We start from the raw sequence: 24,904 nt of genomic DNA on the forward strand, positions 1-24,904 counted from the left end.
TAGCCATGTCGTTCTGTGAGCCAAGGAGTTGGTAGAATGTTTTGTCTTCCTAAGACCGCTTGGCCTCCGACTTAGGTGTTGAACGGCATCGTAGACGGTCAGATCGCCGTTTTCCCACGCCGCGAGAATGGCGCTCGGCTCCATCGGATTGCCGTGGCGGGACGGTTGCGTGTACGTCTCATCGACGCGATGTCCGCAAGCCGCGATAGCCGCCGTTGCATCTCCTTTGTGATATGCCAGCGTGCCCGATTGCGAATAACTGCCTCTGGCCGGATCGACATCGGCCACAGGGGCCTGCTCCGGCGCAATGAACGCTGCACGCTGGTACTCCAAGCGCACTGCGCTCGCGCCCGCTTCAGCGGCCTGCAGACTTTCTGCCAGCACCATCGCGACAGGCTGCCCCTCATGCACGATCTCGTCGGTCTGCATCGGCAAAAAGCGCGTCGCCAGAGGCGGCACGCTGACGGCGGCGAGGTCCCGATGCGCGCGCGGGAGATCGGCCGCCGTCAGCACACGAATCACGCCAGGACGCTTAAGTGCCGCCGTCGCGTCGACAGACACCACACGCCCAGCCGGAATGGTCGACGCCACCAGGACTGCATACAGTTGCGCGCGCAGATTTCGGTCGCCCGCGTACATCGCGGCGCCGGTCACCTTGATCGGCCCGTCGTGACGCGCAATACCCTGCCCCAGATTGCTGCTCATCATGCCTCCGCTGCCTGATCGATGGCGCGCGCCACGGCGTTGCGCGCCAACTGGATCTTGTACGCGTTGCGCGACAGCGCGCGCGCATCGCCGAACCCTGCGTTTATCGCCGCATCCATTTCCGGCGAGCCAATGCGTACACCCGCGAGCCGCCGCTCGGTTTCGTCGAGGCGCCACGGCTTCATCGCGACCGATCCGAGCGCGATGCGCGCGCGACGGATCACGTCGCCATCGAGATCGAGCGCAACCGCGACCGACGCCGTCGCGTATTCGTAGCTTTCGCGCTCGCGAATCTTCAGGTACGCGGAACGCGGCCAGTGCCGCGGTATTTCCATGGCGACCATCAGCTCGCCAGGCCTCAGGCGATGGTGCGCGGACGGGTCCTCGCCAGGCAGGACATGGAAATCGCGTGCAGGAATCCGCCGGACTCCCGATATTCCGCGCACGACGTACGCAGCGTCGAGCGCGGCGAGCGCGACCGCCGGGTCCGATGGCTGAACGGCGACACAGTCGTCGGTCCAGCCGAAAATCGCATGCTTCTCGTTGAAGCCATGCAGCGCCGCGCATCCCGAACCTGGACTGCGCCTGTTGCACGGCGTGGGCTCGTCCGCGCGGAAATACGGACAACGCACGCGTTGCAGCGGGTTGCCGCCGATCGTGGCCAGATTGCGGATTTGCGCGGAAGCCGCTTTCAGGATCGCTTGCGACAGCACCGGGTATCGTTGAGCCACAAGCGCATGTTGTGCGACGTCGTTGAGCCTGTTCAACGCGCCGATCGAAAGGCCGCCATTCGGCAACGTCGTGATATGCGAGAGACCGTCTATCCGCGTAATGTCGATCAGCGTGGCCGGACGTTCGATACCGATGCGCATCCAGTTGATTAGCTCCGTCCCGCCGGCCAGAAACTGCGCGCCGCCTCGCGACGCAAGCGCAAGCGCTTCTTTCCCGCTCGCCGCGCGTCGATATTCAAACGGTTCCATTGCTGCCCCCCTGCATCTCTCCGGCCGCCGTTTCAACGGCTTGCGCGATTTGCGGATACGCCGAACAGCGGCAGAGGTTCCCGCTCATCCATTCGCGAATCTCGCTATTGGAACGAGTATGTCCTTCCTGAATGCAGCCCACGGCCGACATGATCTGTCCCGGTGTGCAGAATCCGCACTGAAATGCGTCGCACCGAATAAAAGCCTTCTGCACCGGATGCAGTTCGCCTTCTTGCGCCAGACCTTCGATAGTTGTGACCTGCCGACCATCGAGCGTCGCGGCGAGGACGAAACAGGCGTTAACGCGACGACCGTCGAGCAGTATCGTGCAGGCACCGCATTCGCCGCGGTTGCAGCCTTTCTTGGTACCTGTCAGCTGCAGTTGCTCGCGCAACAGATCAAGCAGCGTAACGTCCGAGCGAACGTCCAGACGATGCGGGACGTGGTTGATTACCACCGTCACGCTGACAGTGTTGTTGACTGCCGGCGTACCACTGCGTGGTTCAGCCTGTGAAACCGGCATGGCCGCGACGCGTCCCATCGCGACCGACGTAGCCGCCGCAAACGTCGTCCTGAACAACGAACGTCGCGTCATCGCGACGCCGTCATGGCCGGCTGCCTCACTCGCCGCCGATGTCGAGGCAACTTCGTCATCCTTCATCTCTTCACCTCGTGGTAGTTGACCGCTAGACGGTCGTCTGAAGTTCGACAGGCCCATATTCGGTCGTAACGATTGAGGTGACAATGACGTGGGTGTCATTGGATTGATGCTGGTTTGGCATTAAACAAACCCAGCGGGATGCAAGGCAGCAGGCGAAACACCTGCTCCGCGGGTTCTTGTCCGCCACCACCCTTGCTGTGTCCACATGGTCAGCGGAACCACTCACGGTAGAGTTGAGCGCAAGCCACGTCGCACGCCTGAAGCTGCTGCTGAACGCACTTTCAGATTCGTAGCGCAACGCAATCGAAATCGCGGAAATGGTTTTGCGAGTACGGATCGGCTCGCGCGAATGGACCGGCATACGCCGCAAAGCCTTCCTGAGAGCAGAATCGACCAGTCGCCACCGGTTTTCAATCGCGCGCGGCGGGCGCTGCGCGCGATTGATCGATATCAATCGGAACATCAGGTCGAGCGTTCACCACATGCCGCGAAAATCACGGCGTCGAGCCCGGTTCAGTCGCTTTGCCGTGAGCGGCTCGGCGCGAGCCGTTTCGGTTCCACCAGTCCGCGCAAAGAAGCGCAAGCGAAACGATGGTCGCACCCGCTGCGGCCGTAAACGCTGCCGGCACACCACGATAGGCCGCCATGACGCCAGCGCCCGGCCCTCCCACGGCGAGGCCGAGATCGAAGCATGCGAGGTAAGCTCCGATTGCAAGCCCTCGCCCTTCGCCCGGCACGCGGCGCATGGCCTCTACGCCTAACGACGGAAAGACCAGAGAATAGCCAAGTCCCGTGATGCAAGCTCCGAGCAATGCTACGGCAGGCCGTGCTGCGAGCGAGATGACGGTCAGCCCTACCGCCTCCAGGAACAGCGAACATGTGCCGATACGATAGCCGCCTAACCGGTCCGGCAGGCCGCCGAATAGCACGCGCACGGCGATATACGCGCCACCAAACGCGCTAAGCGCGAATCCGGCATTCGGCCACGCTTCGTTGCTATAGCGCAGCGACATGAACGCGCCCAGCGTCGCCGCGCCGGACGATGCGAGCGCCATACCGAGCCCGGGCACCCAGATAACGCGCAACATACGGATGAACGACTCGCGGTCTCTCGCCTGCTGAACCGGCGGTGCTTGCCAGCACAGCGCGATCGCCGCACCGGCCAGTGGCGTCAGTGCCGAGCATACGGCGACCGCTGGAAATCCGGCAGCGCGGTAGATTGCAAGCCCGATCGGGGCGCCTGCGGCAAGCGCAGCGTACATCGCAATGCCGGACCATGCCATGGCCTGTCCGGCGTAGCGGCTTCCGACGCGTGCGATGCTCCACGCGGCCAGCGCTGTGATGAACATGCTTTCGGCCAGACCGAGCAGGAGTCTTCCTGCGCACAGAAGCATGATGCTGATTAGCGTATGTTCGACCGCGGCGTTCGATACGACGTAGATCCAGCCTGTGGCGGATGCGATGAGCAAGCCCAGTAGCGCCGTCGCTTTGGGTCCTCTTGCGTCGGCGAGTCGCCCTGCGCATTGCCGGGTGAGCAAAGTAGCAACGGATTGCAGGCCGACAATTGTTCCCACGGCCCCCGTGCCGACATGCAGCGCGCCGGGTGCATAGATGGAGAACGTGGGAAGTGGCAGACCGATCGCTAGAAATCCAAGAAAGGCGACGGCCGTGAATGGAATCAACTGCATCGAGACGCGGGCTTGCTGTTGCATGGAAACGTTCTCAATCTGTCCGTCCGGTGCGGTACCGTCCTTTTTCATTTGACGAGCGTCGCGAGGACGGCGTCGAGCGGCGTATCGCCCCGGCGAAGCTCCATGCCGGCGCTCCTTTCGAAGTCGACCCATCCTTCGTTGAACCCATCGAGCATGCGGATCCTCGCGCCCGGATGTTGCATGCCCTGCGAGCGGAATAGGGCCTCCCATGTATCACGTGGCACAGCCCGGATACGGACCGTCTTGCCCAACGCGGCGCTGAATCCGGCAGCAATATCGTTCGCGCTGTAACGCGCCGGGCCCTCCAGTTCGACGACGCGCACGCCGGCCCACTCTTCCTGCAGAATCTGCGCCGCGTTTCGACCGATATCCAGGGTGGCCACCATCGGGACCGGGTGGTCGAGCGGCTGCAAAAAGCTGTCGATTTGCCCGGCGCGTGCCGCGTCGACGTCCCGACTGGCGTTCTCCATAAACCAGGCTGCACGGAGCATGCAAACCGGCAACCCGGTACCGCGCAGCATGTCTTCAGTGATCTTCGCGTTATTCAACAGATTCGGCTGCGCGACATGGGCTCCTACCGTCGACAGATAGACCACTTTCCTCGGCCGCGTCCGGCACAGCGCTGCCCGCATCGCGGCGCAACGAGACACGATTTTCGGGAAACCGGGCGCCGGATCGTAGTCGGGTGGTTGCATCAGGAATACGCCGTCGACATCATGAAATGCCCGTGTCAGCGCAGCCTCGTCGTCGGCCTGCGCGAGGGCGATCTTGCACCCCTGCATCTCCCAGTGTCTTGCCTTTTGCGCGTCACGCAACACCGCGCGAACCTGCAAGCCGCGACCGAGCAATGTGCGCGCCACCGTGCCGCCCACTTTCCCGCTGATACCCGTTACTGCGAACATGGAAACCCCTCAACAAGAGCGAACGGCTCAACCGCGCGCGATGAATGGATGGTTCACAGCGTAGTGCGGTAGGGCTGAGCGGCGAATAGCCTGACGGTCAACAAACAAATGACAAATCGTCATGCATGTGCGCGTGTTTTCCTGTCGGAGTTACCGGTCCGGTTGAACAGAGGTGGCCTCGCTCGTTCGGACAGTCTCCTGAGATTTTTAAGTGGAACGTCCGAGGCGATCATGCTGCCGATTCGGCGCATCGCCGGCCCGTAATAGCCGCCGGACTTTATTTGTCCGGTCGCCGCTTGCAATGCACCTCACGCGCCCTGAGCCGGCGTGTTCAAACACAGGCCGAGCAATGACATGGCGATGCTGGATTGCGGAAGCGCATAAGCGCTTTGACGAGCAACCGGAGCCAGATCAGGTCTCGATTCAAGGCGTTGTCTATCAACGCAGATAAGAGCCATCACGCTACCTGTCGGCCGTTGTGCATCGTGCTGGCGACCACGCCCGGTCAGGTCACGGATCACTTTTCCAGCGCCGCGAAGTGACCGCCCTTCGACATGCGCGTCCACGCTGAACGTTGAAGACACGCTCTACCCGTGAGCGCGGCGGCGTAGGCAACTCGCGCGGAAATGCCGCCACGCCCAGCGGCGGAGCCACTCGCTCGGAGGCATCGAAAGTCAGCGGCCGAAGCCGGTTCTCCTTGTAGATTCGGAACGAGGAGTCAAGCATGTGACCGAACCAGTAGATCGAGATGGTGGTAAGGGCACGGTCGCCGGTGCGGAAAAGCCGGATCCGGGCAAGGACGGTACGACGACATGGAAAGCATCGGCCGGAGATGGTCCTGAATGCCACGGAATGGTCAGCGTTGCATATGAGATCAGATCGTCGCACGATTACCGCCCGCTTCCCTCAACGCCTTTATATCCCGCATCGGCGGCACCCCGAAGAGACGGCGATATTCACGGATGAACTGGGTAGAGCTTTCATAGCCAACCTTCAGTGCCGCCAGCCCCACTTCTAATTCATTCTCCAGCATCAGCCTACGTGCCTCATGTAGCCGCAGTTGCTTCTGATATTGAATTGGACTCATGCCGGTAAGCTCAGCAAAGTTGCGATGCAATGTAGACACGCCCATGCCAGCCTTATCCGCCAACTGTTCGACACGCAGACGTTCGTGAAAGTGAGCGCGCAACCAATCAATTGCTTTTGCAATTCGATGGCCTTGCGAACCTGACCGTACGATTCGTCTCAAGCGAGCGCCGCCCGGGCCAGATAAAAGGCGGTAAAGAATTTCTCGATGGAGAAGCGAGGACATGAAGGGGATGTCTTCCGGGCGTTCCAGTAACTTCACAAGACGGGTGACTACATCAAGGAGATCTGAATCGAGTTCTATAACGGCAAGGCAAGCATCGGCTGGCACAGCGTCCGGCCCCTCTATGTCGATTTCTGCCATGACCTTGCGGGCGAGACTTAGGTCAAGGTCAATACGCAGCGCGGTATAGGGGCGAGTTGGACTTGCGTCGGGAATTGCAATTATGGTCGGCACTTCGATAGCGGTTAAAACGCAGTGGCTCTCGTCATGCAAGACGACGGTTTCTCCTGCGGATACGCGTCGGCGCCCTCGAATACATACGCACAAATAGGCTGCGTCGAAATGCGCCGTGGGTGGGACGGGCTCAGAGATGCGTGCGACCCGAAGACCAGGCACGGATGTCGCGTAGCCGCTGTGCGTTGAAGCAAAGCGGGCGATGATGGCTTCGATTTCATCCCGTTGGCGTTCGGATCGATCGTTTGAGTTCTGAGGACGCATGGCAGTTGACGCGATCTGGACGCTCAGGATCTTGCCACATACCGAGGTGGGGCGTTATCCGGTTCTCCCCATCGAGAGAGAAATGGGCAGGAAAAAGGTAGTAAAAGGCTACCGATGTGCTGTTGCACGCACGTACGCTCTCAATCAGGTCACTTACTAACCTGATCGAGGTAAGCATGAAATACAACCGCTTAGGAAACACGGGTCTTTTTGTGTCGGAACTGGGTTTCGGCGCGATGACATTTGGTGAGAACAAGGGCTTTCAGGCGCTTGGTTCGTTGGCTCAACAGGAAGCCAACACACTCGTAGCACGCGCCTTCGAGGCTGGCGTCAATCTATTCGACACCGCTGACCGCTACGCCTTGGGCGAGTCCGAGCTTTTTCTCGGTGAGGCTTTACGTAGTCTTCGAGTACCGCGAGAGAGTTATCTGATTGCCACCAAGGCGTTTGGAACGATGGGCGAAGGACCGAACGACGCCGGGGTGTCGCGCGGGCACTTGCTCGACGCCGCTAAAAATAGTCTCAAGCGACTGCGAGTCGATCATATCGACTTATATCAGATCCACGGCTTCGATCCGGCCACGCCGATCGAGGAATCCCTTCGCGCACTTGACGATCTAGTTCGGCAAGGGTACGTCCGATACATTGGCGTTTCCAACTGGGCAGCTTGGCAAATTGCGCGGGGAATCGGTATTTCGGAGCGTCTTGGAATCGAGCGCATTGCTTCGCTCCAGGCGTATTACTCTGTTGCTGGCCGTGACATAGAACGGGAAATCGCCCCGTTGCTGGAAAGCGAAGGCATCGGTCTCCTGGTTTGGAGCCCTCTGGCAGGCGGCTTCCTGAGCGGCAAACAACTGCGAGGCGCGGCTGCGCCGGATGACAGTCGTCGTTCCGTACATGCCTTCCCACCTTTCGACGAAAAGCGCGCCTACGACGCAATAGACGTGATGCGCCCAATTGCGGAAGCAAAGCAAGCCTCCGTCGCGCAGATCGCGCTGGCTTGGCTGCTGCACCGGAGGGTGGTTTCGAGCGTACTGATTGGGGCTAAGCGCATGGCTCAGCTGGAAGAAAATCTCGGGGCAGTCAATGTGACGCTTGCTGAAGACGAACTTGCTGCGATCGACGACGTCAGCAAACTCGTTGCCGAATATCCCGGATGGATGTTCGAGTTCTGGAGCCAGCGACGTGCAGATCAACTTGCACAGTCCAAGCGCTAGTATTTTTTGTTGCTTGGTTACCGTTCCCGGGGGCGCATGAGTGTGGCGCCGAGGTAAACGGTCAACCTGTCAGGGTGACCATCATGGGGCTACGCCATCTTAGTTGCTTTATTGCCGTTGCAGAGGAACTCCATTTTGCCCGGGTTCTGCAGAGAAAGATGCTATACCGTCGCTGATGCCGTCGGCGACGCGTCGCTGCCGACGGACGGCAGTGGATCAAAATAGCCGATAAACCCTTGTTTTAGCGTGGGGAATTCGAGTGACCGACAGACCACTGCAGACCTCTGCAGACCTCTGCAGAGGATCCTGACTTACTCCCACTCGATCATCAACGGACCGCCCAAACCCGAATCGTTAAAGGGTTTGGCTGTGATCGAAAAAGGCCTTTACCGTCACACTTACCGTCAGAACGGCTGTCCTTTGCTGACGTACACGCTGCTACTTCCGCACCGAGTACAAGTCCAGCACATTGCGCAGCGACCTCACGCTGCATCCGCTGAAGTTCAGTAAGTCATCCGCCAAACATGACGTGATCGACCGAAGCCCCGTACGGCGGTCATCCCGAAGGGACGCGTTTTCGATGAGCCCGCATCACTGACGACATTTTCCGAATAGCAATGGCACGTTTCCCAATGGCGTCACAGCGATCAGCCGAAAACGGCATCCGTCCCGGTTTAATTGTAACGTCGGTATGCAGCCTATCTGCCGGGGCACCGCCAACTAATCTCGTCTGCGCTAACAAGTACGCGAGCGCACACGACGTGAGTGCACTGCGCATCGATCATTCCGGGCAGCCCTGCGCCTGGTGCGCCATAACGAATCGGCTTCATGGGTGATGCTTCCTCCGTTCAACGTTCAAGCACCGCGCGCAAAAAACTTCGCGTGCGCGCCTCCACCGGGTCTTTCAGCACCTGCGCGGGCGGACCGTCCTCGATGATCCGCCCGTTGTCGAACATCAGCACCCGATCCGCGATGTCCGCGGCGAACTGGATCTCGTGCGTGACCATCAGCATCGTCATGTCGCTCGCGTGCGCAAGTTCACGCACGACGCGCAACACTTCGCTGACGAGCTCCGGATCGAGCGCCGACGTCACTTCGTCGAACAGAATCACCTTCGGGCGTAACGCGAGCGAACGTGCGATCGCCACGCGTTGCTGCTGACCGCCGGATAATTGCGCGGGCCGCTTGGTCAGATGATCTTTCAGCCCGACCTGGGTCAGCAGATCGATTGCGCGCGCGTCGCATTCGTCGCGCGACAGGCCGAGTACGTGCACGAGCGGCTCGCGCACATTGGCGAGCGCCGTCATATGCGGAAACAGATTGAAGTGCTGGAACACGATGCCGATCCGGCGCCGCACGCGTCGCGCCTGCCGCTCGCCCGCATCGACGAGCGCACCGTTTGCGCCACGCGTATGCCAGAGGTGATCGCCGTCGATCTCGATGGTGCCCGCATCCGGTTTGATCAGGCCGATGGCAAGACGCAGGATCGTCGTCTTGCCCGAACCGCTCGGCCCGATCAACGCGATTCTCTGGCGGGGCGCGACGCGCAGATTGATGGCGTCGAGAATGCGGCGCTCGCCGTAGCTCTTCGATACGCCGCTCATCGCGACGATCGCCTGATCCGCGTTCGCGTTGGTGCTCATGTTCGTGCTCGCGTTCGTACTCATGCTGGTATTCGCGCACGACGCATCGCGCGTCGCGGCTTCAAGCGTTGACATGACCGACCTCCAGCCGGCGAAGACCCTTCGCCGAAACGTAGCTGATGACGAAATACAGTGCGCCCGCGAGCGTCAGCGGCTCGACGTAACGGTACTGGATCGAACCGATGTTGGTCGCCTGCGCAAGCATTTCCATCACGGTGATGGTTGACAGCAGCGAGGTCTCCTTGAACATCGCGACGACCTGATTGCCGAGCACCGGCAGCACAGTGCGCATCGCCTGCGGCAGGATCACGCCGCTCCACACGCGGCGGATCGGCAGGCCGAGCGTCAACGCGGCTTCCCACTGACCCGGTGCGACACCTTCGATCCCCGCGCGATACACCTCGGACGTAGACGCGCTGTAGTAGACGCCGAGGCCGACGACACCCGTCACGAACGCCGACGTCGACACGCCCCATTTCGGCAGCACGTAGAACAGCACGTACAACTGCACCAGCAGCGGCGTGCCGCGCACGAACGACACGAATGCGTTCACGATCAGCGTGAGCGGCGCGTGACGCGTCATCCGCAACAGTGTCAACGCGAGTCCGAGCACGAACGCGAGCGTCGAGCCGAGCAGCGTCGCCAGCACGGTCAGCCGGAAACCGGCCAGCAAAGCCGGCAGTGTCGACCATGCGAAGCTCCAGTTCCAGCCGATCGCGTTCATGATTTCGCTCCGATCGCCCATTGCGGCACGTTCACGCGCGCGGACAGGCGAGAGCCCTTCGACGGACGCCCGACGCGCGCATCGACGGCGGTCTCCAGTTGTCTGGCGAGCGTGCTCAGCACCAACGCGAGCGCGTAGTAGATCACCATCACGACGCCGAACACGGCCGCCGATTCGCCGAGCGAAGTGGCGATCAGATTCGCGCGGAACGACAGGTCACGGATCGTCACCAGCGAGACCAGCGACGAGAACTTCAGCATCACGATCAGCGCGTTGCCGAACGGCGGAATCATGACCGGCAGCGCCTGCGGCAGCGTCACGCGAAAGAAGCGATAGCACGGCGAAAACCCGAGCGTCAGCGACGCCTCACGCTGCCCGTCGGGCACGCTCGCGAAACCCGCGCGAAACACTTCCGACAGGTAACTGCCCTCGTTCAGGCCGAGCACCAGCACGCCCGCGACGAGCGCCGGCAGATCGATGCCGATGAGTGGCAGCACGTAGAACGCCCAGAACAGTTGCACCAGCGAAGAACTGCCACGAAACAGTTCGATCACGAAACCCGCCGGCCATCGCAGCCACGCGTGCGGCGCGCTGCGCCCGAGCGCGAGTACGAGCGCGACCGGCAGCGCGAGCGCCATCGACAGCACGGTAACTTCCAGCGTCACCGGAATCCCCATCAACAGGAGCGGCAGGTAATCGACCAACGTTTTGCTTGCGTCCATCGGACTCTCCGTTTTCGGCGTATCGATGCGTAGCTCAGGTCGCGGCTGCGCACAATTGCTCGACGGTCACGTCGCGCAATTCGGGCGGCGTGTCGAAGTCGAATCGCTTGAGGATCGTCGCGAGTTCGCCCGACGCTTTCATCGCGCGAAGCTGTGCGTTGTAGGCGGCGTGCAGATCGGTGTCCTGCATGCGGAACGCGCACGATGCACCGCGTGCGGGCGCATCCTCGACCGGATAGGTGGTCTTCAGCTTCAGGTTGCGCTGCTTCGACAGCGTGTTGACCGGGTTCAGCGACATGATCGCGAAACGCACGCGTCTGGCGAGCAGCGCGTCGATTTCGAGCGACTCGTTGCCGAACTGGCGCAGACGTTCGGGGGGAATGCCCGCGGCGAGCGCGGCTTTCAGATCGACGCCGCCGGCCAGCACGGCGATGTCGTCGCCGCCCCTGGCAAGCTCGCTCAGGCGTTTGGGCATCGCGCCGCTGTAGTCGTCGAGCGCGACGATCACATCGCCGCCGAACACGATCGGATCGGCGAAACGCACCTGCTCGCAGCGCGCCTTCGAGATCGTCAGCGCCGCCGACGTGATGTCCCAGCGGCCCGCCATCATGCCGGGGATCAGCTCGCCGTAGGTCGCGACATAGCCTTCGACCTCCGGAACGCCGAGCCGCGTCATGATCGCCTTGGTGATGGTCGGTGCCACGCCGTTGAGCGTGCCGTCCGGACCGAGGGTCGAAAACGGATAGTCGACGGCGACGCCGACACGCACCTTCCCGGCACTTTTCAGACGCGCGAGCAGTCCGTTGCCAGGCGTAATCGCCGTGCCCTGTGCGAATGCCGGCGCACACGCGAGCGAAAGCGCGACCGATCCCGCGTGCCGCAGAAAACATCGTCTGGTTGTCGATTTCATTGGATCCGTCCTGCCGTGAGAGTGTTTGAGCGCATCGCCTCGCGCGCGTGTGTGCGCGAGGCGATGCATCGGCGATGTGCTGGTCAGTCGAGCTACGCGTAATACCAGCGGCGCATCGCTTCATACGTGGTCGGCTGATAGAGCGCCGGGCGTTCGGCGCTTACGCAGGTCGGCACGCAGTCGATCAGCGCGTCGCCGGATGGGCCGAAGAAGAACGGGATCGAGTAACGGTCGACGTCGTTGGTGTTGATCACGCGATGCTTGGTAGACAGGTACTCGTTGTTGGTCCAGTGAACGATCGTATTGCCGGTGTTGACGAGCAGCGTGCCCGGCACGATCTCGACGAGACGCCAGTGACCGGACGGCATGCGCACGGCCAGACCCGGCACGTTCGCCTGCGCGAGAAACGTCATCATGCTGTTGTCGGTGTGCGGCGCGATGCCATACTGCTTTTCGCCGACCTCCTTTTGCGGCGGATAGTGCGACAACACCAGCGACGCGTGCGGCGTCACGAACGCCTGGTCGAAGTAATCGGGCGGCAGCTCGAGGCCCTTTGCCCACAGCGGGAGAAACTGCATCGCGAGCGCGAGTATGCGCGTGTGATAGTCCTGCACCGCCTCCCTGAATCCAGGCAGATTGTCGGGCCACACGTTGACCGGCGCGCCCGGCGTCGGGACGTTCGCGCCGCCCGAGCCGCCTTCGCGATTGACGGTGAAACGCGAATACGTGTTCGGCTTCGCGCCAGTGATGATGTTGACGTTCGAATACGCGCGCGTCTCGCGCGGCGCGGGCTGATAGCCGGACTTCAGCGTGCCGACGTCGATGCACGGCAACGGGTCTTTCAGCGCGGCCGGTTGCGAATGAAATCGCCGCGAGGCGTCGAATACGCGGTCGATCACGTGTTGCGGAATGCCGTGCCCCTTCAGATAGAAGAAGCCGACCGTGCGCGAGATGTCGCGCAGATGCGCGGCGACGTGTTCGAGGCCGTTGGGCGTGCCATCGAGATACGGCGCGAGATCGAGCGTCGGAATCTCTTCGGTCGAATCGGGGTGATCCATCAGATAGAGCGCTTCGGCGTCTTCCTTCATTTCGCCGCGTACGTCGACGGTTTGCGGATGATTCATGGCGAACTCCTGGTAGCAGATGATGGGGGTCAGGCGGAAGCGGCGCTTCGCGTGCGCGCGCCTGTCAGAAGCGATGGGTGATACCGACGATCAGCGCGACCTGGTTTGCTGACGACGACGGCGACGACTGGAAGAAATCTCCGATCGTCGGTGTCGCGCGAATGATGCTGGTGCCGTTGGTGCCGAGCGTATTGCCGTTGGCGCGCTGATACGCCTCGAAGGCGTACAGCGTGGTGCTCTTGGACAGCGCGTACAACTGCGTCAAATGAAACTGGTGATACGACGCGGCATCGGTGATGCCGTTGGCTTCGGTGGCGCGCGTGTACGAGTAGCCCGCGGCGATGTCGAATACGACGCTGGCCTTCCAGTGCAGCACGACGCCTTCGGTATTGAAGATCGCCGTATCGCGGTAGCTCGAGCCGACGCCAGGGATGTATTGCACGTTCGAGTAGCTGAGATTGACGTCCCAGTTCCTGTTGAAGTGGTATGTGCCGACCAACGCGAAGCGGTTTTGTGCCTGCGCAGTCTGATAGCCGTTGGTCAGCGACGACACCAGCGTCTGACCGCCCGACGTCGCCGTCGACGCTGCGCCGAACGCACCGCCGCCCACCGTCGAATTGTTCACGCGAAGAAAGCCTGCCGCCACGCCGACCGGTCCGGCCGCATATTGCAGCGCGCCGCTCCACGTCGATCCGCGGTTCACCGTGCCGGGAATGCCCGCCAGCGCGTACATGCCGCCGAACGTGAAGCCGTAAAGCTTCGGCGAGATATACACAATCGAGTTGTTGCCGCGCACCGTGAAGTCGAATGCGTCGACGTCGCCCGGATGCATGCCGAGCCATTCGATCGGCGAATACGGCGCGAGCAGCGTGAAGTACGGCGTGTACTGGCGCCCGAAAGTCAGCAGCCCGTATTGCGCGCTATCGAAGCCGACGAACGCGCGCCGCCCGAACTCCAGGCCGCCCTGGCCGAGCGTGCCGGTGTCGACGTTGAAGCCGTTTTCGAGCTGGAATACCGCCTTCAGCCCGCGGCCGAGATCTTCCGTGCCGCGAAAACCGAAGCGGCTGCCCGACCATGCGCCCGAATAGAGCTGTACGTTCGACTTGCCGCCGCTCGTCGTGCCGAGTTTAGTGCTGCTGCTCTGATACGCGATGGCGTCGTCGACGATTCCGTAGAGCGTGACACTGCTTTGCGCCCAGACGGACGCCGATGTCATCGACGTGATACCGAATATCAGTGCGGTTTTAATTTTGCGGTGTGCCATGTTGCGCCCTTCGTTTATTGGAAAATGTCTAAATCGATAGAATCGCCGCGCTGCTTTTCATGTCGCTGATACGGTTTCCGCGCGCATCGACGGCCGGCGCGCGAACGCGGGCAAGCCGGGTCCATGCCGGCGTCATGGAGCTTTGTGAGACTCCATGCGCAGCACGCGTTGCAACACACTCATGCCTGTTTCGCCGAGGACGGCGGCCTCTTCACTGGCGCTGTCCTGCGAACTGCCCGCCCAGTTAATCGATCGATTGAACAATCGATATTGATTGGAAATTTCCCGGCGATTTTTTGAAGATTTTCATTACCGACCGCTGAACACCGAACGAAGCCCCTTACGGGGCAACGTTCTCAACGAGCGACAACGTGATGTTTCTGGGTTCCCAAACCCGTAATCGCCATGTCGATCACATCGCCGCCGCCCAGGAAAACGGGCGGTTTCATGCCCATGCCAACCCCGGCGGGCGTGCCTGTGATGATGACGTCGCCCGCATGCAGCGTCTGGAAACTGCTGACATAGCTGACGATCGTATCCACAGGAAAAATCATGTCCTCCGTGTTGCCGATCTGACGCGGCACACCGTTCACGCTGAGCGTCAACGCCAGATTTTTCGCGTTGTCCACTTCGTCCGGCGTCACGAGCCACGGACCGAGCGGCGTGAACGTGTCGAAGCTCTTGCCCTTGCCCCATTGGCCGTTGCGTTCGAGCTGCCACGAACGTTCCGACACGTCGTTCACCAGGCAAAATCCGGCGATGGCCGAGTGCGCTTGCGCGAGTGACAGGTTCGATGCAGTGCTGCCGATGACGATCGCAAGCTCCACCTCCCAGTCCGTTTTCTCCGACCGCGCGGGCAACAGGATGTCGTCGTTCGGGCCGGCAAGCGACGACGTCGCCTTGCTGAACACGACGGGCTCCGTCGGAATGGCCATGTTCGCTTCGCGGGCGTGATCCGTGTAGTTCAGGCCAATCGCGGTGATACCGCGCACGCTCGACAACGGCACGCCGATACGCGTGTCGGCGGGCACTTCCGGCAACCGGCTCGCGTCGAGTGCGCGCAGGAAATTCAGGCCCTCGGGCGACAGGACCGTGTCGTCGATTTCGCGAACGACAGGGTATAGCGAGCGCATCGCGCCGTTCGCGTCGATGATGCCGGGGCGTTCGTGCCCAACCGGGCCGTATCGGAAAAGCTTCACATTCGTTCCTGTTTGTCGTTCCTGCTTTAAATCGGATTCAGACGCCAATCACGCCGTCAAAGGCAAGATGAAGCGCCGCGCGCACTTTCGCGGTCTGCTCGACAGACGGTGCGTGCGCGCACGCGTCGACCACGATCAGATTGCTGTGCGCGATCTTCCGCGCGAGCGTCGCCGACGTCGCGTCCGGCGGACATGCCATGTCGTTTCTGCCGTGCAGCAACGTGCACGGCACCTTGATCGCCGCGAGTTCCCCGTCCGACAGCGTCCAGTCGCGGATCAGTTGCGCGGGGGTCGACAGCATCTGCGTGAAGTAATCGCCGTAATCGCCTTCGGACAGCGTTTTCCAGCGGCTTTCGATCTGCTCGTCCGGAATCGCGCGCACGTCGTGGATCAGGCTCGCGAGTCCGGCCTTCAGTTCTTCCTCGGTCTTCGGAAAGGTCCACAGGCGCTTCAGGTGATCGTTCAGCTCGAATGTCGTGCCTGCCGCGCCCGTCGTGAAGACGGCGGCGACGCGCGGGTCCGTCGCCGCCAACCGCAATGCGACGGCCGCCGACATCGAATGGCCGAACACGTAGACCTTTTCTCCCGGCATCCTGGCCATCAACGCGCGCGCCTGCCGGACCCAGAAGCTGAAGTCCGCAAAGGGTTTCTCGCGCTTTCGATCAGAACCGCCGAAGCCGATCCAGTCCATCGCGAACACGTGGAAGTGCTCGTTCAGGAAAGGAAGAAGCGGACAAAATGCGTTCATGATGGAAGCGCCGGGTCCGACGCCGTGCATCAACAACAAGGGCGGCTTGGTGAAGCTTCCCCCTTCGAACGCATTGATCTTATGCGCTTCGAAATCGAAGTCGAATTGCGTGAGCATGATGATGTCTTCCGTTGGGCTCAGCCGATTGCCTTGCCTTCGCGGCGCAATTGCTTCCATTTCGCGACACCCGGCAGGAAGGCCAGCGCGGCGGCCACCGCCAGAATCTGAGGGATGATCATGATGATCACGCACGCGGTTTGCCAGTTCGTCACCGTCGAGACCCAGCCATGAATCGGCCCGGCAAAACCGGCAATGAGGTAGCCCATTGCGCCCGCAATACCCGTGGCGATCGGCACGCGGTAATTCGGCACGCCGTCCTGCGCGAGCGTATAGCCCATGAAATAGACCGAGTTCACGCCCACGCCCACGACGAATGCGAGGAGCGTCGTCACCCACTGCCCCATCGGATGGAAGATCAGCAGGTACAGCGCGACGATGTCGGCGGCGCCGAGGATCAGCACGACCAGCCGGCGCCCGAACCTGTCCGCGAGGAGGCCGAAGACAGGCGATACCGCGCTCGTGAGGCCGAATCCGATTCCGAATACCGCGCCGATGAAGAGGACGTCGCGCTGCTGGTGCTGTGCCATGATCGACGGCATACCGCCAATGAAGTCCCACATCGTGAACAGATTCAACGCGTGGATCGCCAACCCCTTCCACAGCGACTTTCTGCTCAATACGTCCTTGAGCACCTCCGTCACGCTTTCGGACGGCAGATCGCTCTCCCGCTGCACGATCTGCATCGAAGCCGATGAACGGGTGCGGTAAAGCAGCAGCGTCATCACGCTGAAGATCACCACGCCAATCACGATGCTGACTGCGCCGAACACCGACAGGCCGAAGCGCCAGCCGCTATCCGCAGGCGCGGCCGCGAGTATCTGACTGAATACCCACGGCCCCAGCATGGCGCCCGCGGCATAGAAGAAGCCGAGGCACATGTTGACGAATGCGCGGCGCTCGGGCAAAGCGGAACCGGCAAACGAATAGACGCTGATGTTGAACATGCCCTCGAAGACGCCGAACAGGATCCGGTACGTGAGGGTAAGCGGGAAATTCAATGCGAGGTACGACAGCACCAGGGACATGACACCCGTTCCGACGGTGCCGATCAGCATGATCGTATTCGTGCGGTAGGTAATGCCGCGCCTTCCGTTCGTGTTGTTCCAGAAACCCGCGGGAATACCGATGATGCCCTGCCCGACCAGAAAGATCGTCCCCAGCGTGCTCATCTCGATAACGCTAAACCCGAGCGAAACCGAGATGTTTTTCAATCCGATCGGGAATGCAGTTCTGTTGAACGTGTACAGCAGATACCCGAGGCCGACCGCGAGAAACTGGACCAGAAACAAGGTTCTGGGCAACTTCCCGTCATGGGAAACTGACTTCCCGCTCTCCACAAGAACTGCGCTCATGATTTTTCTCCGTCCTTGTCGTTTGCGCTGCGCGCATTTCGTTACGCGCAGCGCCTACCGTTGTTAAAACGGCTGCGTCAGCATCGGAAAACTGGCCTCGCAGTTGGTCAGTTCGACGCGCTTCTGGACGATCAGGAAGCTGTCTCCCCGAACCCGCAGCGTATGGATATAGTTGCCCCCAAACGTGCGACGCTCCGCACCGCGGCGATCTTCCAGCATGATGAATTTCGAGCGAACCCTGTAGTCCCCCGAGTCCGCCGCGCGCGACATCACGCGCAGACCGGAAAGCACGCGCACGCACGCCGACGGCGGCTCCTGACAGTGGATCATGCTGTGTTTCAGACGCTCGATTCGCGTCTTCATCGTGTGCCTGTCGTCGAAGTACAGCGACACGGTGTTGTTCCAGTCCTGCTGACCGGGCTGCGACGGCGCCCAGTACACGCCATCGTCGGCGTACAGTTCCTGCCATTCGTCGTAGCGTCGTTCGTCGAGCAGTGCGGCCTCGTCTTCAACGAAGGTACGCAGCTTGTCGAGCGTAGCGGCATCCAGCGTTGCGTTGTTCATTTAATCTCCTTGTTGCAAAAATCCTGTTCAGGCGCCCATCAGGTCGCGCCACGCAAAGTGTTTTGCGCGCTGACCCACCTCGCTGGAACGTGCGCCGAACAGCACTCCGTTGCCTTCGTCCACTTCGCTGCCGATGCCGCGCGCCACGAGGATATATTCGCCACCCGTCTGCATGCCGCGCTGGCAACGTTCGAACGCTTCCATGTCGTCCGTCTGGATGAACGACGACGCCGAGTGGGTAATGTTCACGAACCGGACGATGTCCGTCGAGATCACTTCCGGCGCACCCTTCAATTTCACCGGCCAGATTTCGACCTCGGTTAAATCGACGGCAATCGGCTTGACTACACGCACCGACGTCTGCGCGATCAGGATGTCGAGCGTCGGAAAGAGTGTCAGGCTATGGCGGACGTTCTTCAGGATCTCCGCGGTGCGCGCTTCGCCGTAAGCCGCCACCATCTGCGCGCGGTATTCGTCCCAGTGGCCACCCTTCTGCTCTTTATCGAACAGCGACTGCTCGGAGCTATGGCCGTTCGGGTAGCCGCGCACGCCGAGTTGCGACACGATTGCCTCGCCGTTTTCGGCGAAGAAAGGCGCCCTGCCGCCCTCGGCGCCTGCCCGGCGCTGGAACTGGCGACCATCCGGGCCCACCGTGGAACCGTGGCACGCTGCCGGGTGGTAGGTGTCGGCCATGTTGTCCATTTGCAGCTTCCAGTTGCCCCTGAAGTAGTAACGGTGGCAACCCGAACCGAATTCCACTTCGCCGACCGGCGAGCGATTCACGAGTTCGTCGATCCCGCCGCGGGCTTCGCCGAGGAAGTCCAGCAACGGCATGACCTCTTCGTTGAACGACGCGAAGACGAAACCGCGATACGACTCCACGCGCGGCACCCGCAACATGCCCGACCCGGGTTCTTCAAGGCACCGCGGCGGAAAGTCCTGCTTCATCGGCACGCCGGCCAGTTCGCCATTCAGGCGGAAACCCCAGCCGTGGTACATGCAAAGAAACGCGCGCGTATTGCCCCGCTCTTTCGCGACGACCTGGGCGCCACGGTGGCCGCAGCGGTTTTGCACAACATAGACCTTGCCGTCCGTGTGACGCGACAGCACGACCGGTTGACCGGCCATCGTGGTGCTGTAGTAATCGCCCTCCTTCGGTACGAGACTTTCATGGCCGACATACACCCAGACCTTGCCGAAAATCTTTTCTTTTTCGATTTCGAAGATCTGCGGGTCGATGTAGTAGTCGCGATGGACACGATCGCTCCTGACGAGCCCTGCCAGATGTTCCTTCGAGTACTTTTCCATGTTGTGTTTCCTAATACGAAAGTGACATGCCTTACGCCAGAAGGCGTCCCGTCCCAGTGTCCTGATCGTATTGATACAGGCCGTTGAGAAAGATCTTGTGCTTCTCGTAGTGCATCACCCGGCGCGGCTGCGCCGGCGTGCGGTCCACGGGCTTGCCGCCCTTGAAAATGAAGTCGAACCTCGAAGGCTTCTGCAGCACGGTGATGTCCACGGTCGGATCGCCTTCGATCACCAGCAGGTCCGCGTAGCGACCCGCTTCCAGCTTGCCCACCTCGTGACCGAAGCGGCGCAACATGCGAGTGGCGCCCAGCGTGCCGGCGTGGATCGCTTCCAGCGTCGACAAACCGAAATCCTTCACGAAGATTTCCATCTCCCGTGCGTGCCAGTGACCGTACGGAATCGGCGACCAGCCGCTTTCGGATCCCTGTACGAACGGAATTCCAGCGCGGTACGCGCGCGGTAGATTCGTTCGCGCGGCTTCGTACTCGCGCTGCAACGCGTCCATTAGTGCGCTCTGCTTTCCGTCGCAGGCCTCCAGAATGTTGGTCAGCAGCGGCAGCGTCGGGCAGATGATCGAGCCGCTTTTCAGGCACGCGTCGATACCTTCATCGTCGATGTACGACGCGTGGTAGATCACGTCGAATCCGGCTTTCGCCGCCGCGATAATGGCATCGCGGGAGCGTGCGTGAACATTGCACATCCGGCCCAGCCGGTGCGCCTCTTTCGCGATCACGACGAACTCTTCATCCGTGAACGCCGCGCCGTCGAGCGAATCCGGCGTGATGAGCGAGTCGTTCGAACCGGACACCTTGATCGCATCCACCCCGTCTTTCACCTGATAGCGAATCCTCTTCACGATGTCGGACACGCTGCCCACCAGCACGCCCGCTTGCCCGGGCGGAAACTCCATCCCGTTCGGGAACGAGTCTTCCAGCCCCTGGTGCGATGTAAGTTGCTGGCCGCTCACCGCAAAACGTGGCCCGTCGAACATGCCGCTGTCGATCGCATCGCGCACGGACTGGGCGATGTTGTACGTCGTGGCTGCGTCGAAGGCGCTCGTCACGCCCGCTTGCAACACCTTCCGCGCGTTCCACGCTGCCTTGAGCGTGCGGAACTCCACCGGCGTGTATAGCGCGAGTTCTTCTTCGGATCGCGCTTCGCCGAACGAGATGTGCGTATGGCCGTCGATCAGACCCGGCATGATCGTGCGGCCGGGCAGATCGACGCGCTCCCAGCCGGGGCCCGCATACTGCCGCGGCAGCGCATCGCGCGATCCGACCCAGGCAATGCGCTCGCCTTCCGTCACGACGCATCCGCGTTCAAGCGGCGCGTCGAGCGAGCCGAACACCAGCTTGCCTTCGAGAACGCGTCCTTGGCGTTGTTCCATGCCGCCTCCGTTATTTCACCGCGATCGCCTGCACCTCGAGGCGAAGCGTATCGACGACGAGACGCTGGATGATCAGCAGCGTATTGGTCGGGTAGTCGCCGCTCGGGAACAGTTCCTTGAACCTGCGTTCACGCCATGCCTTGTAGGGTGCGATGTCGTCGGCGCTCACCAGGTAGGAGGTGAATTGCGCGACGTTCGACCAGCTCGCGCCTGCGTGACTCAGCGCCGTTTGGATATTCGTGTAGACCTGCTCGCACTGGGCCTCGAAATCATCGACACCGGCAATCGAACCGTCTTCGCGCGTCGCGACCTGGCCGGCGACGAACACGATTTCCTGGGCCCCTTTCGCCCGTGCGATCTGCGAATAAGGCGCGAAAGCAGTACCCATTTCACGCGGCGATATGAATTTCAGATCCATTGCCTTCTCTCCGTGTCTTTCAGCTAAATCCGAATATTCCCCAGGTCGGGGCTCGTCTCCCCAATCGTGGGCTGGCTTCACCATACTGGGGCCGACCAGGGTAACCCCTTGGCGAAGTAAGGATTCCGATTCGGTTGAAAGGATGCTATCGGCACAGAATTTGACCGTCACCGGATATAACTTGCGATGCAAGTTGAGAAAAAGTAAAGTTACTCACGTTAAGATCACCTTGTGCGGTGCAGGAAGAGCATGGAACGGATACCGAACCCCTCGCTGAATTCGCTCAAGGCGTTTGAGTCGGCCGCACGGCATCTGAGCATCAAGAAAGCAGCGGAAGAGTTGAACGTGACGTCCGCCGCGGTTAGCCATCAGATCCAGCAGCTGGAGGAAAATCTTGGCGCGGCCCTGTTCTACCGGCGCTATCGCTCGATAGAAATGACCGAATTAGGGCAGATGTTTTTCATGCACCTGCGCGACGGCTTCGAAAAAATTTCTCAAGCGGTCGAGATCGTCAACAGCCACCGCGGGCATGGCGTTTTATCGATCGACGTACCGCCGTCGTTTTCTTCGCAATGGCTGATGCCGAGACTCCATAGTTTCGTTATGGAGCACCCGGAAATCGATGTCCGGGTTTCAACGCGAATGCGGCAATTCACGAACTTAACCCGCGGATATCGCGGCGACGTGCAGACCGTTCTCAATTGGGCGAGCGAATCGGATATCGTGATCACATTCGGTACCGGAAATTATCCCGGAATGAATGTCACGAAATTGATGCCGCTGTATGTGACACCTCTGTGCACGCCGCAGATTCGCGACACGCTGCAGAAGGTGGAAGATGTTGCGAACCACACGCTGCTGCACGACGAACGCGGTCTGCTCTACGAAAACGAATCATTCTGGCGCATGTGGCTGCGTCAAGCGAAGGTGGACGGCATCAACGACGGTAACGGCCCCCGCTTCACGCACGCGGCGCTCGCCATCGAGGCGGCCGTCGCAGGTCGCGGAGTCGTCGGGACCACGCCGATGCTCGCATCCAGCGCGATCAAGTCCGGCCAGCTCGTCGAGCCGTTTACCGTGCGCGTACCGTTGTCAGGAACCTATTGTGTGGTGAGCCGTCCTGACGTTTCGCGTCGCCCAATCATCACGCAATTTCGCGAGTGGATTTGCAAGGAAGGCAAGCAGCAAGCCGACACTGAGTCGGTCTTCTTTGCCCACGAACGACACCATAGCGCCTGAGGACGTTCATCGTATCCTCCACGATTCCCGGTGCGGTTCAGGCGCGACAGATAGACCACATGCGGATTACGCCCTTTCATCCGCTGCTTCGGAATGGTCCAGGTCTTGTTCTCGAAATCGACCTCATCCCAGGTGGCCTGGATCAGTTCGCTCTTGCGTACCAGCGTCAGCAAGATCGGGCGCAACGCCAGCTTGACGGTCGGATAGGTCGCCACTGATTCCATCTGTTGCACGAACAAGCGGATCTCCAGCGGCGACAAGGCACGATCCTTCGGTACGAAGGTGGCGATCGTGGATGGCCCTGTCAAACGCATTTGAAATCTGAGCCACTTCGCGCATGAGCGCGCAAAGTAAAACTGAGCCAGTCGTTACTTCTTCGATGCCGGAACGTGGCCGGCCTTGCGTTGTTGTTTCAGTCGGTAGCTGTCTCCTTTGATCTGGATGATGTGGGCGTGGTGGAGAATGCGGTCGAGCATCGCGGCGGTGAGCGTGGCGTTGCCGCCGAACGTCTCATCCCACTGCATGAACGGAAGGTTGCTGGTCAGGATCATCGAACCACGCTCATAGCGCCTGGCCACGATCTGGAAGAAGTGACTGGCTTGATCGCCGGACAGCGGCAGGTAGCCGATCTCATCGATTAATGTTGCGCACAACATTAGTCGACTTATGTGCAGCACGCAGTTATGTAGACAGATCGTGCAGCAAGGCGAACCCGCCTGGTTTGAGCCCGCCTTGACTGCACATAACAGGTCAGAGTCTACGCAGCCAGCCAACCAGGTCAGCGCCGTTCAAGATGAATGCTCCACCTCGTGGAGGCGCGAGGATTTCGGGGAACACTTGCGCGAGTGCCTGACGTTTGAGATCGATATCGGCACGCGCATAGCGCATCGTGGTATTCAGGCTCGCGTGGCCGAGCCACTGGCTGATAGTCGCGAAGTCTACGCCGGCCTTCAGCAACTGAATCGCGGTGGTATGCCTAAGCGAATGCGGATGGATTTCTTTGTGCGCAAGGGTTGGGTTCCGGGTGCTCGCAATGAGCATGTATTTGCGCAGCAGATAGCGCACGCCAAATCGGCTCATCTGAGTGCCGCGGCAATTAACGAAGACAGGCAGGTCGGCCGAGCCCTGATCGACCAGGGGACGAGTGCGAATGAGTTCGCGCAGAAGCTGCGCAGTCCGCGGCCAGATCGGACATACCCGTACCTTGTTGCCCTTGCCATGCAGCCGGACCTGCGGCGGTGAGTCGAGCCGCAGGTCGTAGACCCGCAAATTGAGGATCTCCTGCACACGAGCTCCGGTGTTGAACATCAGCGCAAACAGTGCAAAGTCGCGTTGCCCCGCTGGACGGCTCTGGTCGATGGTGGTCAGCAGCGTATCGATCTCAGCCGTTTCCAGATATTCGATTGGTGCCTCCCGCGCTCCCCGCTTAAGAGGTATCCCGAGTACCTGCTGAAACGGTGCCAGATGTTCGGGATGCTCAGCAATCACGAAACGCGCAAATGCATGAATGGCGGCAAGCCGAGCGTTGCGCGTCGCGATGCTGTTGCCGCGCTCGGACTCAAGGAATTTGAGGAAGCGCTTTACGTGATCGGAATTGAGATCGCTCAGATCCAGGGCTTCGATGGGACGCCGGCTCTCGCGCGCGGTGAACTGCAACAGCAAGACGATGGCATCCCGGTAGCTCCGTATCGTGTGCACGCTGACGCCGCGCAGTGTGGGCAGATAGTCCCGGAAGAAGCGCAGCAGACATCGGCCGAGCTCTGTCGGTTTGCGCGGTTTCATGGCTTCCCCCCGTCGAGCACGTGGCCCAGCTGCTTCTCAAAGCGTTCACTTGCGAGCGCTGCGATCGTCGGAACGAATGGAAGGTAGTATGCCGTCGATGCGATCGAGACATGCCCCATGTAGATGGCCAGTTTCGGGAGATTCGACTGTACGTCTGCGCCTTCCTGATACCACCGGATCAAAGCCTGGACTGCAAAGCTATGCCGCAAGTCGTGAATTCGGGGGCATCGTCCCTCGGCATCGCGAACGTCAGCAAGCTCGAACAGTGCGTGTATCGGACGGCTGATTCCCGTGCCGGTGTATCCACGTAGACCTCGGGTTGTATTGCACAACAGTGGCGTAAGTCGGAGGCCAAGCGGTCTTAGGAAGACAAAACATTCTACCAACTCCTTGGCTCACAGAACGACATGGCTACG

The 24,904-nt window shown here is 60.9% G+C and carries 22 protein-coding genes and 2 pseudogenes; 2 read left to right on the plus strand and 22 right to left on the minus strand.

The window, feature by feature from the left end; genetic code table 11:
* The 6 genes from QYH69_RS34230 to QYH69_RS34255 form a co-directional block, all read right to left on the minus strand.
* Window positions 1-708 (minus strand): molybdopterin cofactor-binding domain-containing protein (locus tag QYH69_RS34230; RefSeq protein WP_308836097.1); only part of this gene is annotated, 708 nt, incomplete at its 3' end.
* Window positions 705-1,685 (minus strand): xanthine dehydrogenase family protein subunit M, encoded by a 981-nt coding sequence (locus QYH69_RS34235; RefSeq protein WP_308836098.1) that lies wholly within the window; start codon window positions 1,683-1,685, stop codon window positions 705-707. The genes QYH69_RS34230 and QYH69_RS34235, both read right to left, overlap by 4 nt.
* The gene (locus QYH69_RS34240) at window positions 1,672-2,346 is read right to left on the minus strand and encodes a 2Fe-2S iron-sulfur cluster-binding protein (protein WP_308836099.1); all 675 of its coding nucleotides are present in this window, start codon (window positions 2,344-2,346) and stop codon (window positions 1,672-1,674) included. The genes QYH69_RS34235 and QYH69_RS34240 overlap by 14 nt, the downstream gene beginning before the upstream one ends.
* 494 nt (window positions 2,347-2,840) lie before the next feature.
* Window positions 2,841-4,058 carry an MFS transporter gene (locus QYH69_RS34245; RefSeq protein ID WP_308836100.1) on the minus strand — a complete coding sequence of 406 codons (1,218 nt, stop codon included), beginning with the start codon at window positions 4,056-4,058 and terminating at the stop codon, window positions 2,841-2,843.
* Between the two features lie 44 nt (window positions 4,059-4,102).
* Window positions 4,103-4,960 carry an NmrA family NAD(P)-binding protein gene (locus tag QYH69_RS34250; protein ID WP_308836101.1) on the minus strand — a complete coding sequence of 286 codons (858 nt, stop codon included), beginning with the start codon at window positions 4,958-4,960 and terminating at the stop codon, window positions 4,103-4,105.
* A gap of 874 nt (window positions 4,961-5,834) precedes the next feature.
* A complete protein-coding gene (locus tag QYH69_RS34255; protein WP_308836102.1) occupies window positions 5,835-6,767 on the minus strand; it encodes an AraC family transcriptional regulator in 933 nt (310 codons plus the stop codon).
* A 176-nt stretch (window positions 6,768-6,943) separates the two neighbouring features.
* Between QYH69_RS34255 and QYH69_RS34260 the strand changes: the two genes are divergently transcribed.
* Window positions 6,944-7,984, plus strand: coding sequence for an aldo/keto reductase (locus QYH69_RS34260; protein WP_308836103.1), 1,041 nt, complete (start codon window positions 6,944-6,946; stop codon window positions 7,982-7,984).
* An 848-nt stretch (window positions 7,985-8,832) separates the two neighbouring features.
* Here the strand turns inward: QYH69_RS34260 and QYH69_RS34265 are convergent.
* From QYH69_RS34265 to QYH69_RS34325, 13 genes are all read right to left on the minus strand, one after another.
* Entirely contained in the window at window positions 8,833-9,702 is an 870-nt protein-coding gene (locus QYH69_RS34265) for an amino acid ABC transporter ATP-binding protein (RefSeq protein ID WP_308836104.1), read from the minus strand.
* Window positions 9,689-10,351 carry an ectoine/hydroxyectoine ABC transporter permease subunit EhuD gene (gene ehuD / locus QYH69_RS34270; RefSeq protein WP_308836105.1) on the minus strand — a complete coding sequence of 221 codons (663 nt, stop codon included), beginning with the start codon at window positions 10,349-10,351 and terminating at the stop codon, window positions 9,689-9,691. Before ehuD ends, QYH69_RS34265 begins: the two co-directional genes overlap by 14 nt.
* The gene (gene ehuC, locus QYH69_RS34275; protein WP_308836106.1) at window positions 10,348-11,073 is read right to left on the minus strand and encodes an ectoine/hydroxyectoine ABC transporter permease subunit EhuC; all 726 of its coding nucleotides are present in this window, start codon (window positions 11,071-11,073) and stop codon (window positions 10,348-10,350) included. The genes ehuD and ehuC overlap by 4 nt, the downstream gene beginning before the upstream one ends.
* A 34-nt stretch (window positions 11,074-11,107) precedes the next feature.
* The gene (locus QYH69_RS34280; protein WP_308836107.1) at window positions 11,108-11,983 is read right to left on the minus strand and encodes a transporter substrate-binding domain-containing protein; all 876 of its coding nucleotides are present in this window, start codon (window positions 11,981-11,983) and stop codon (window positions 11,108-11,110) included.
* Between the two features lie 92 nt (window positions 11,984-12,075).
* On the minus strand, window positions 12,076-13,107 hold the full coding sequence (locus QYH69_RS34285; RefSeq protein WP_308836108.1) for a 2OG-Fe(II) oxygenase family protein: 1,032 nt from the start codon (window positions 13,105-13,107) through the stop codon (window positions 12,076-12,078).
* Between the two features lie 64 nt (window positions 13,108-13,171).
* Complete coding sequence (locus tag QYH69_RS34290; RefSeq protein ID WP_308836109.1) at window positions 13,172-14,371, minus strand: porin; 1,200 nt, start codon at window positions 14,369-14,371, stop codon at window positions 13,172-13,174.
* Window positions 14,372-14,727: 356 nt separating this feature from the next.
* Window positions 14,728-15,570: a fumarylacetoacetate hydrolase family protein gene (locus tag QYH69_RS34295; RefSeq protein ID WP_308836110.1), complete on the minus strand. Its 843-nt coding sequence runs from the start codon at window positions 15,568-15,570 to the stop codon at window positions 14,728-14,730.
* 37 nt (window positions 15,571-15,607) lie between these two features.
* Complete coding sequence (locus QYH69_RS34300) at window positions 15,608-16,435, minus strand: alpha/beta hydrolase (RefSeq protein ID WP_308836111.1); 828 nt, start codon at window positions 16,433-16,435, stop codon at window positions 15,608-15,610.
* A 20-nt stretch (window positions 16,436-16,455) separates the two neighbouring features.
* Window positions 16,456-17,790, minus strand: coding sequence for an MFS transporter (locus QYH69_RS34305; RefSeq protein ID WP_308836112.1), 1,335 nt, complete (start codon window positions 17,788-17,790; stop codon window positions 16,456-16,458).
* Window positions 17,791-17,853: 63 nt separating this feature from the next.
* Window positions 17,854-18,354: an aromatic-ring-hydroxylating dioxygenase subunit beta gene (locus tag QYH69_RS34310; RefSeq protein ID WP_308836113.1), complete on the minus strand. Its 501-nt coding sequence runs from the start codon at window positions 18,352-18,354 to the stop codon at window positions 17,854-17,856.
* Window positions 18,355-18,381: 27 nt separating this feature from the next.
* Window positions 18,382-19,662 carry an aromatic ring-hydroxylating dioxygenase subunit alpha gene (locus QYH69_RS34315; protein ID WP_308836114.1) on the minus strand — a complete coding sequence of 427 codons (1,281 nt, stop codon included), beginning with the start codon at window positions 19,660-19,662 and terminating at the stop codon, window positions 18,382-18,384.
* Window positions 19,663-19,693: 31 nt separating this feature from the next.
* Window positions 19,694-21,049 (minus strand): amidohydrolase family protein, encoded by a 1,356-nt coding sequence (locus QYH69_RS34320; RefSeq protein ID WP_308836115.1) that lies wholly within the window; start codon window positions 21,047-21,049, stop codon window positions 19,694-19,696.
* A gap of 10 nt (window positions 21,050-21,059) precedes the next feature.
* Entirely contained in the window at window positions 21,060-21,467 is a 408-nt protein-coding gene (locus QYH69_RS34325; protein ID WP_308836116.1) for a RidA family protein, read from the minus strand.
* 249 nt (window positions 21,468-21,716) lie between these two features.
* Here QYH69_RS34325 and QYH69_RS34330 point away from each other — a divergent pair, with 249 nt between their 5' ends.
* On the plus strand, window positions 21,717-22,706 hold the full coding sequence (locus QYH69_RS34330) for a LysR substrate-binding domain-containing protein (RefSeq protein WP_308836117.1): 990 nt from the start codon (window positions 21,717-21,719) through the stop codon (window positions 22,704-22,706).
* Window positions 22,707-22,747: 41 nt separating this feature from the next.
* On the opposite strand, the pseudogene QYH69_RS34335 reads toward QYH69_RS34330, so the two are convergent.
* The 3 genes and pseudogenes from QYH69_RS34335 to QYH69_RS34345 form a co-directional block, all read right to left on the minus strand.
* Window positions 22,748-23,008: pseudogene (locus tag QYH69_RS34335) on the minus strand (tyrosine-type recombinase/integrase); the annotation flags it as partial.
* A 66-nt stretch (window positions 23,009-23,074) separates the two neighbouring features.
* Window positions 23,075-23,347 (minus strand): annotated as a pseudogene (locus QYH69_RS34340) (ATP-binding protein); the annotation flags it as partial.
* A gap of 109 nt (window positions 23,348-23,456) precedes the next feature.
* Window positions 23,457-24,488 (minus strand): tyrosine-type recombinase/integrase, encoded by a 1,032-nt coding sequence (locus QYH69_RS34345; protein WP_308836118.1) that lies wholly within the window; start codon window positions 24,486-24,488, stop codon window positions 23,457-23,459.
* Window positions 24,489-24,904: the final 416 nt, after the last annotated feature.

It is taken from the genome of Paraburkholderia sp. SARCC-3016, from assembly GCF_031119615.1.
Taxonomy (GTDB): Bacteria; Pseudomonadota; Gammaproteobacteria; order Burkholderiales; family Burkholderiaceae; genus Paraburkholderia.

Bases quoted from the DNA above. Each gene is read 5' to 3' on its own strand.
- QYH69_RS34235 (WP_308836098.1), bottom strand. From the start codon at position 1,685: ATGGAACCGTTTGAATATCGACGCGCGGCGAGCGGGAAAGAAGCGCTT.
- QYH69_RS34240 (WP_308836099.1), bottom strand. From the start codon at position 2,346: ATGAAGGATGACGAAGTTGCCTCGACATCGGCGGCGAGTGAGGCAGCC.
- QYH69_RS34245 (WP_308836100.1), bottom strand. From the start codon at position 4,058: ATGCAACAGCAAGCCCGCGTCTCGATGCAGTTGATTCCATTCACGGCC.
- QYH69_RS34250 (WP_308836101.1), bottom strand. From the start codon at position 4,960: ATGTTCGCAGTAACGGGTATCAGCGGGAAAGTGGGCGGCACGGTGGCG.
- QYH69_RS34255 (WP_308836102.1), bottom strand. From the start codon at position 6,767: ATGCGTCCTCAGAACTCAAACGATCGATCCGAACGCCAACGGGATGAA.
- QYH69_RS34260 (WP_308836103.1), top strand. From the start codon at position 6,944: ATGAAATACAACCGCTTAGGAAACACGGGTCTTTTTGTGTCGGAACTG.
- QYH69_RS34265 (WP_308836104.1), bottom strand. From the start codon at position 9,702: ATGTCAACGCTTGAAGCCGCGACGCGCGATGCGTCGTGCGCGAATACC.
- ehuD (WP_308836105.1), bottom strand. From the start codon at position 10,351: ATGAACGCGATCGGCTGGAACTGGAGCTTCGCATGGTCGACACTGCCG.
- ehuC (WP_308836106.1), bottom strand. From the start codon at position 11,073: ATGGACGCAAGCAAAACGTTGGTCGATTACCTGCCGCTCCTGTTGATG.
- QYH69_RS34280 (WP_308836107.1), bottom strand. From the start codon at position 11,983: ATGAAATCGACAACCAGACGATGTTTTCTGCGGCACGCGGGATCGGTC.
- QYH69_RS34285 (WP_308836108.1), bottom strand. From the start codon at position 13,107: ATGAATCATCCGCAAACCGTCGACGTACGCGGCGAAATGAAGGAAGAC.
- QYH69_RS34290 (WP_308836109.1), bottom strand. From the start codon at position 14,371: ATGGCACACCGCAAAATTAAAACCGCACTGATATTCGGTATCACGTCG.
- QYH69_RS34300 (WP_308836111.1), bottom strand. From the start codon at position 16,435: ATGCTCACGCAATTCGACTTCGATTTCGAAGCGCATAAGATCAATGCG.
- QYH69_RS34305 (WP_308836112.1), bottom strand. From the start codon at position 17,790: ATGAGCGCAGTTCTTGTGGAGAGCGGGAAGTCAGTTTCCCATGACGGG.
- QYH69_RS34310 (WP_308836113.1), bottom strand. From the start codon at position 18,354: ATGAACAACGCAACGCTGGATGCCGCTACGCTCGACAAGCTGCGTACC.
- QYH69_RS34315 (WP_308836114.1), bottom strand. From the start codon at position 19,662: ATGGAAAAGTACTCGAAGGAACATCTGGCAGGGCTCGTCAGGAGCGAT.
- QYH69_RS34320 (WP_308836115.1), bottom strand. From the start codon at position 21,049: ATGGAACAACGCCAAGGACGCGTTCTCGAAGGCAAGCTGGTGTTCGGC.
- QYH69_RS34325 (WP_308836116.1), bottom strand. From the start codon at position 21,467: ATGGATCTGAAATTCATATCGCCGCGTGAAATGGGTACTGCTTTCGCG.
- QYH69_RS34330 (WP_308836117.1), top strand. From the start codon at position 21,717: ATGGAACGGATACCGAACCCCTCGCTGAATTCGCTCAAGGCGTTTGAG.
- QYH69_RS34345 (WP_308836118.1), bottom strand. From the start codon at position 24,488: ATGAAACCGCGCAAACCGACAGAGCTCGGCCGATGTCTGCTGCGCTTC.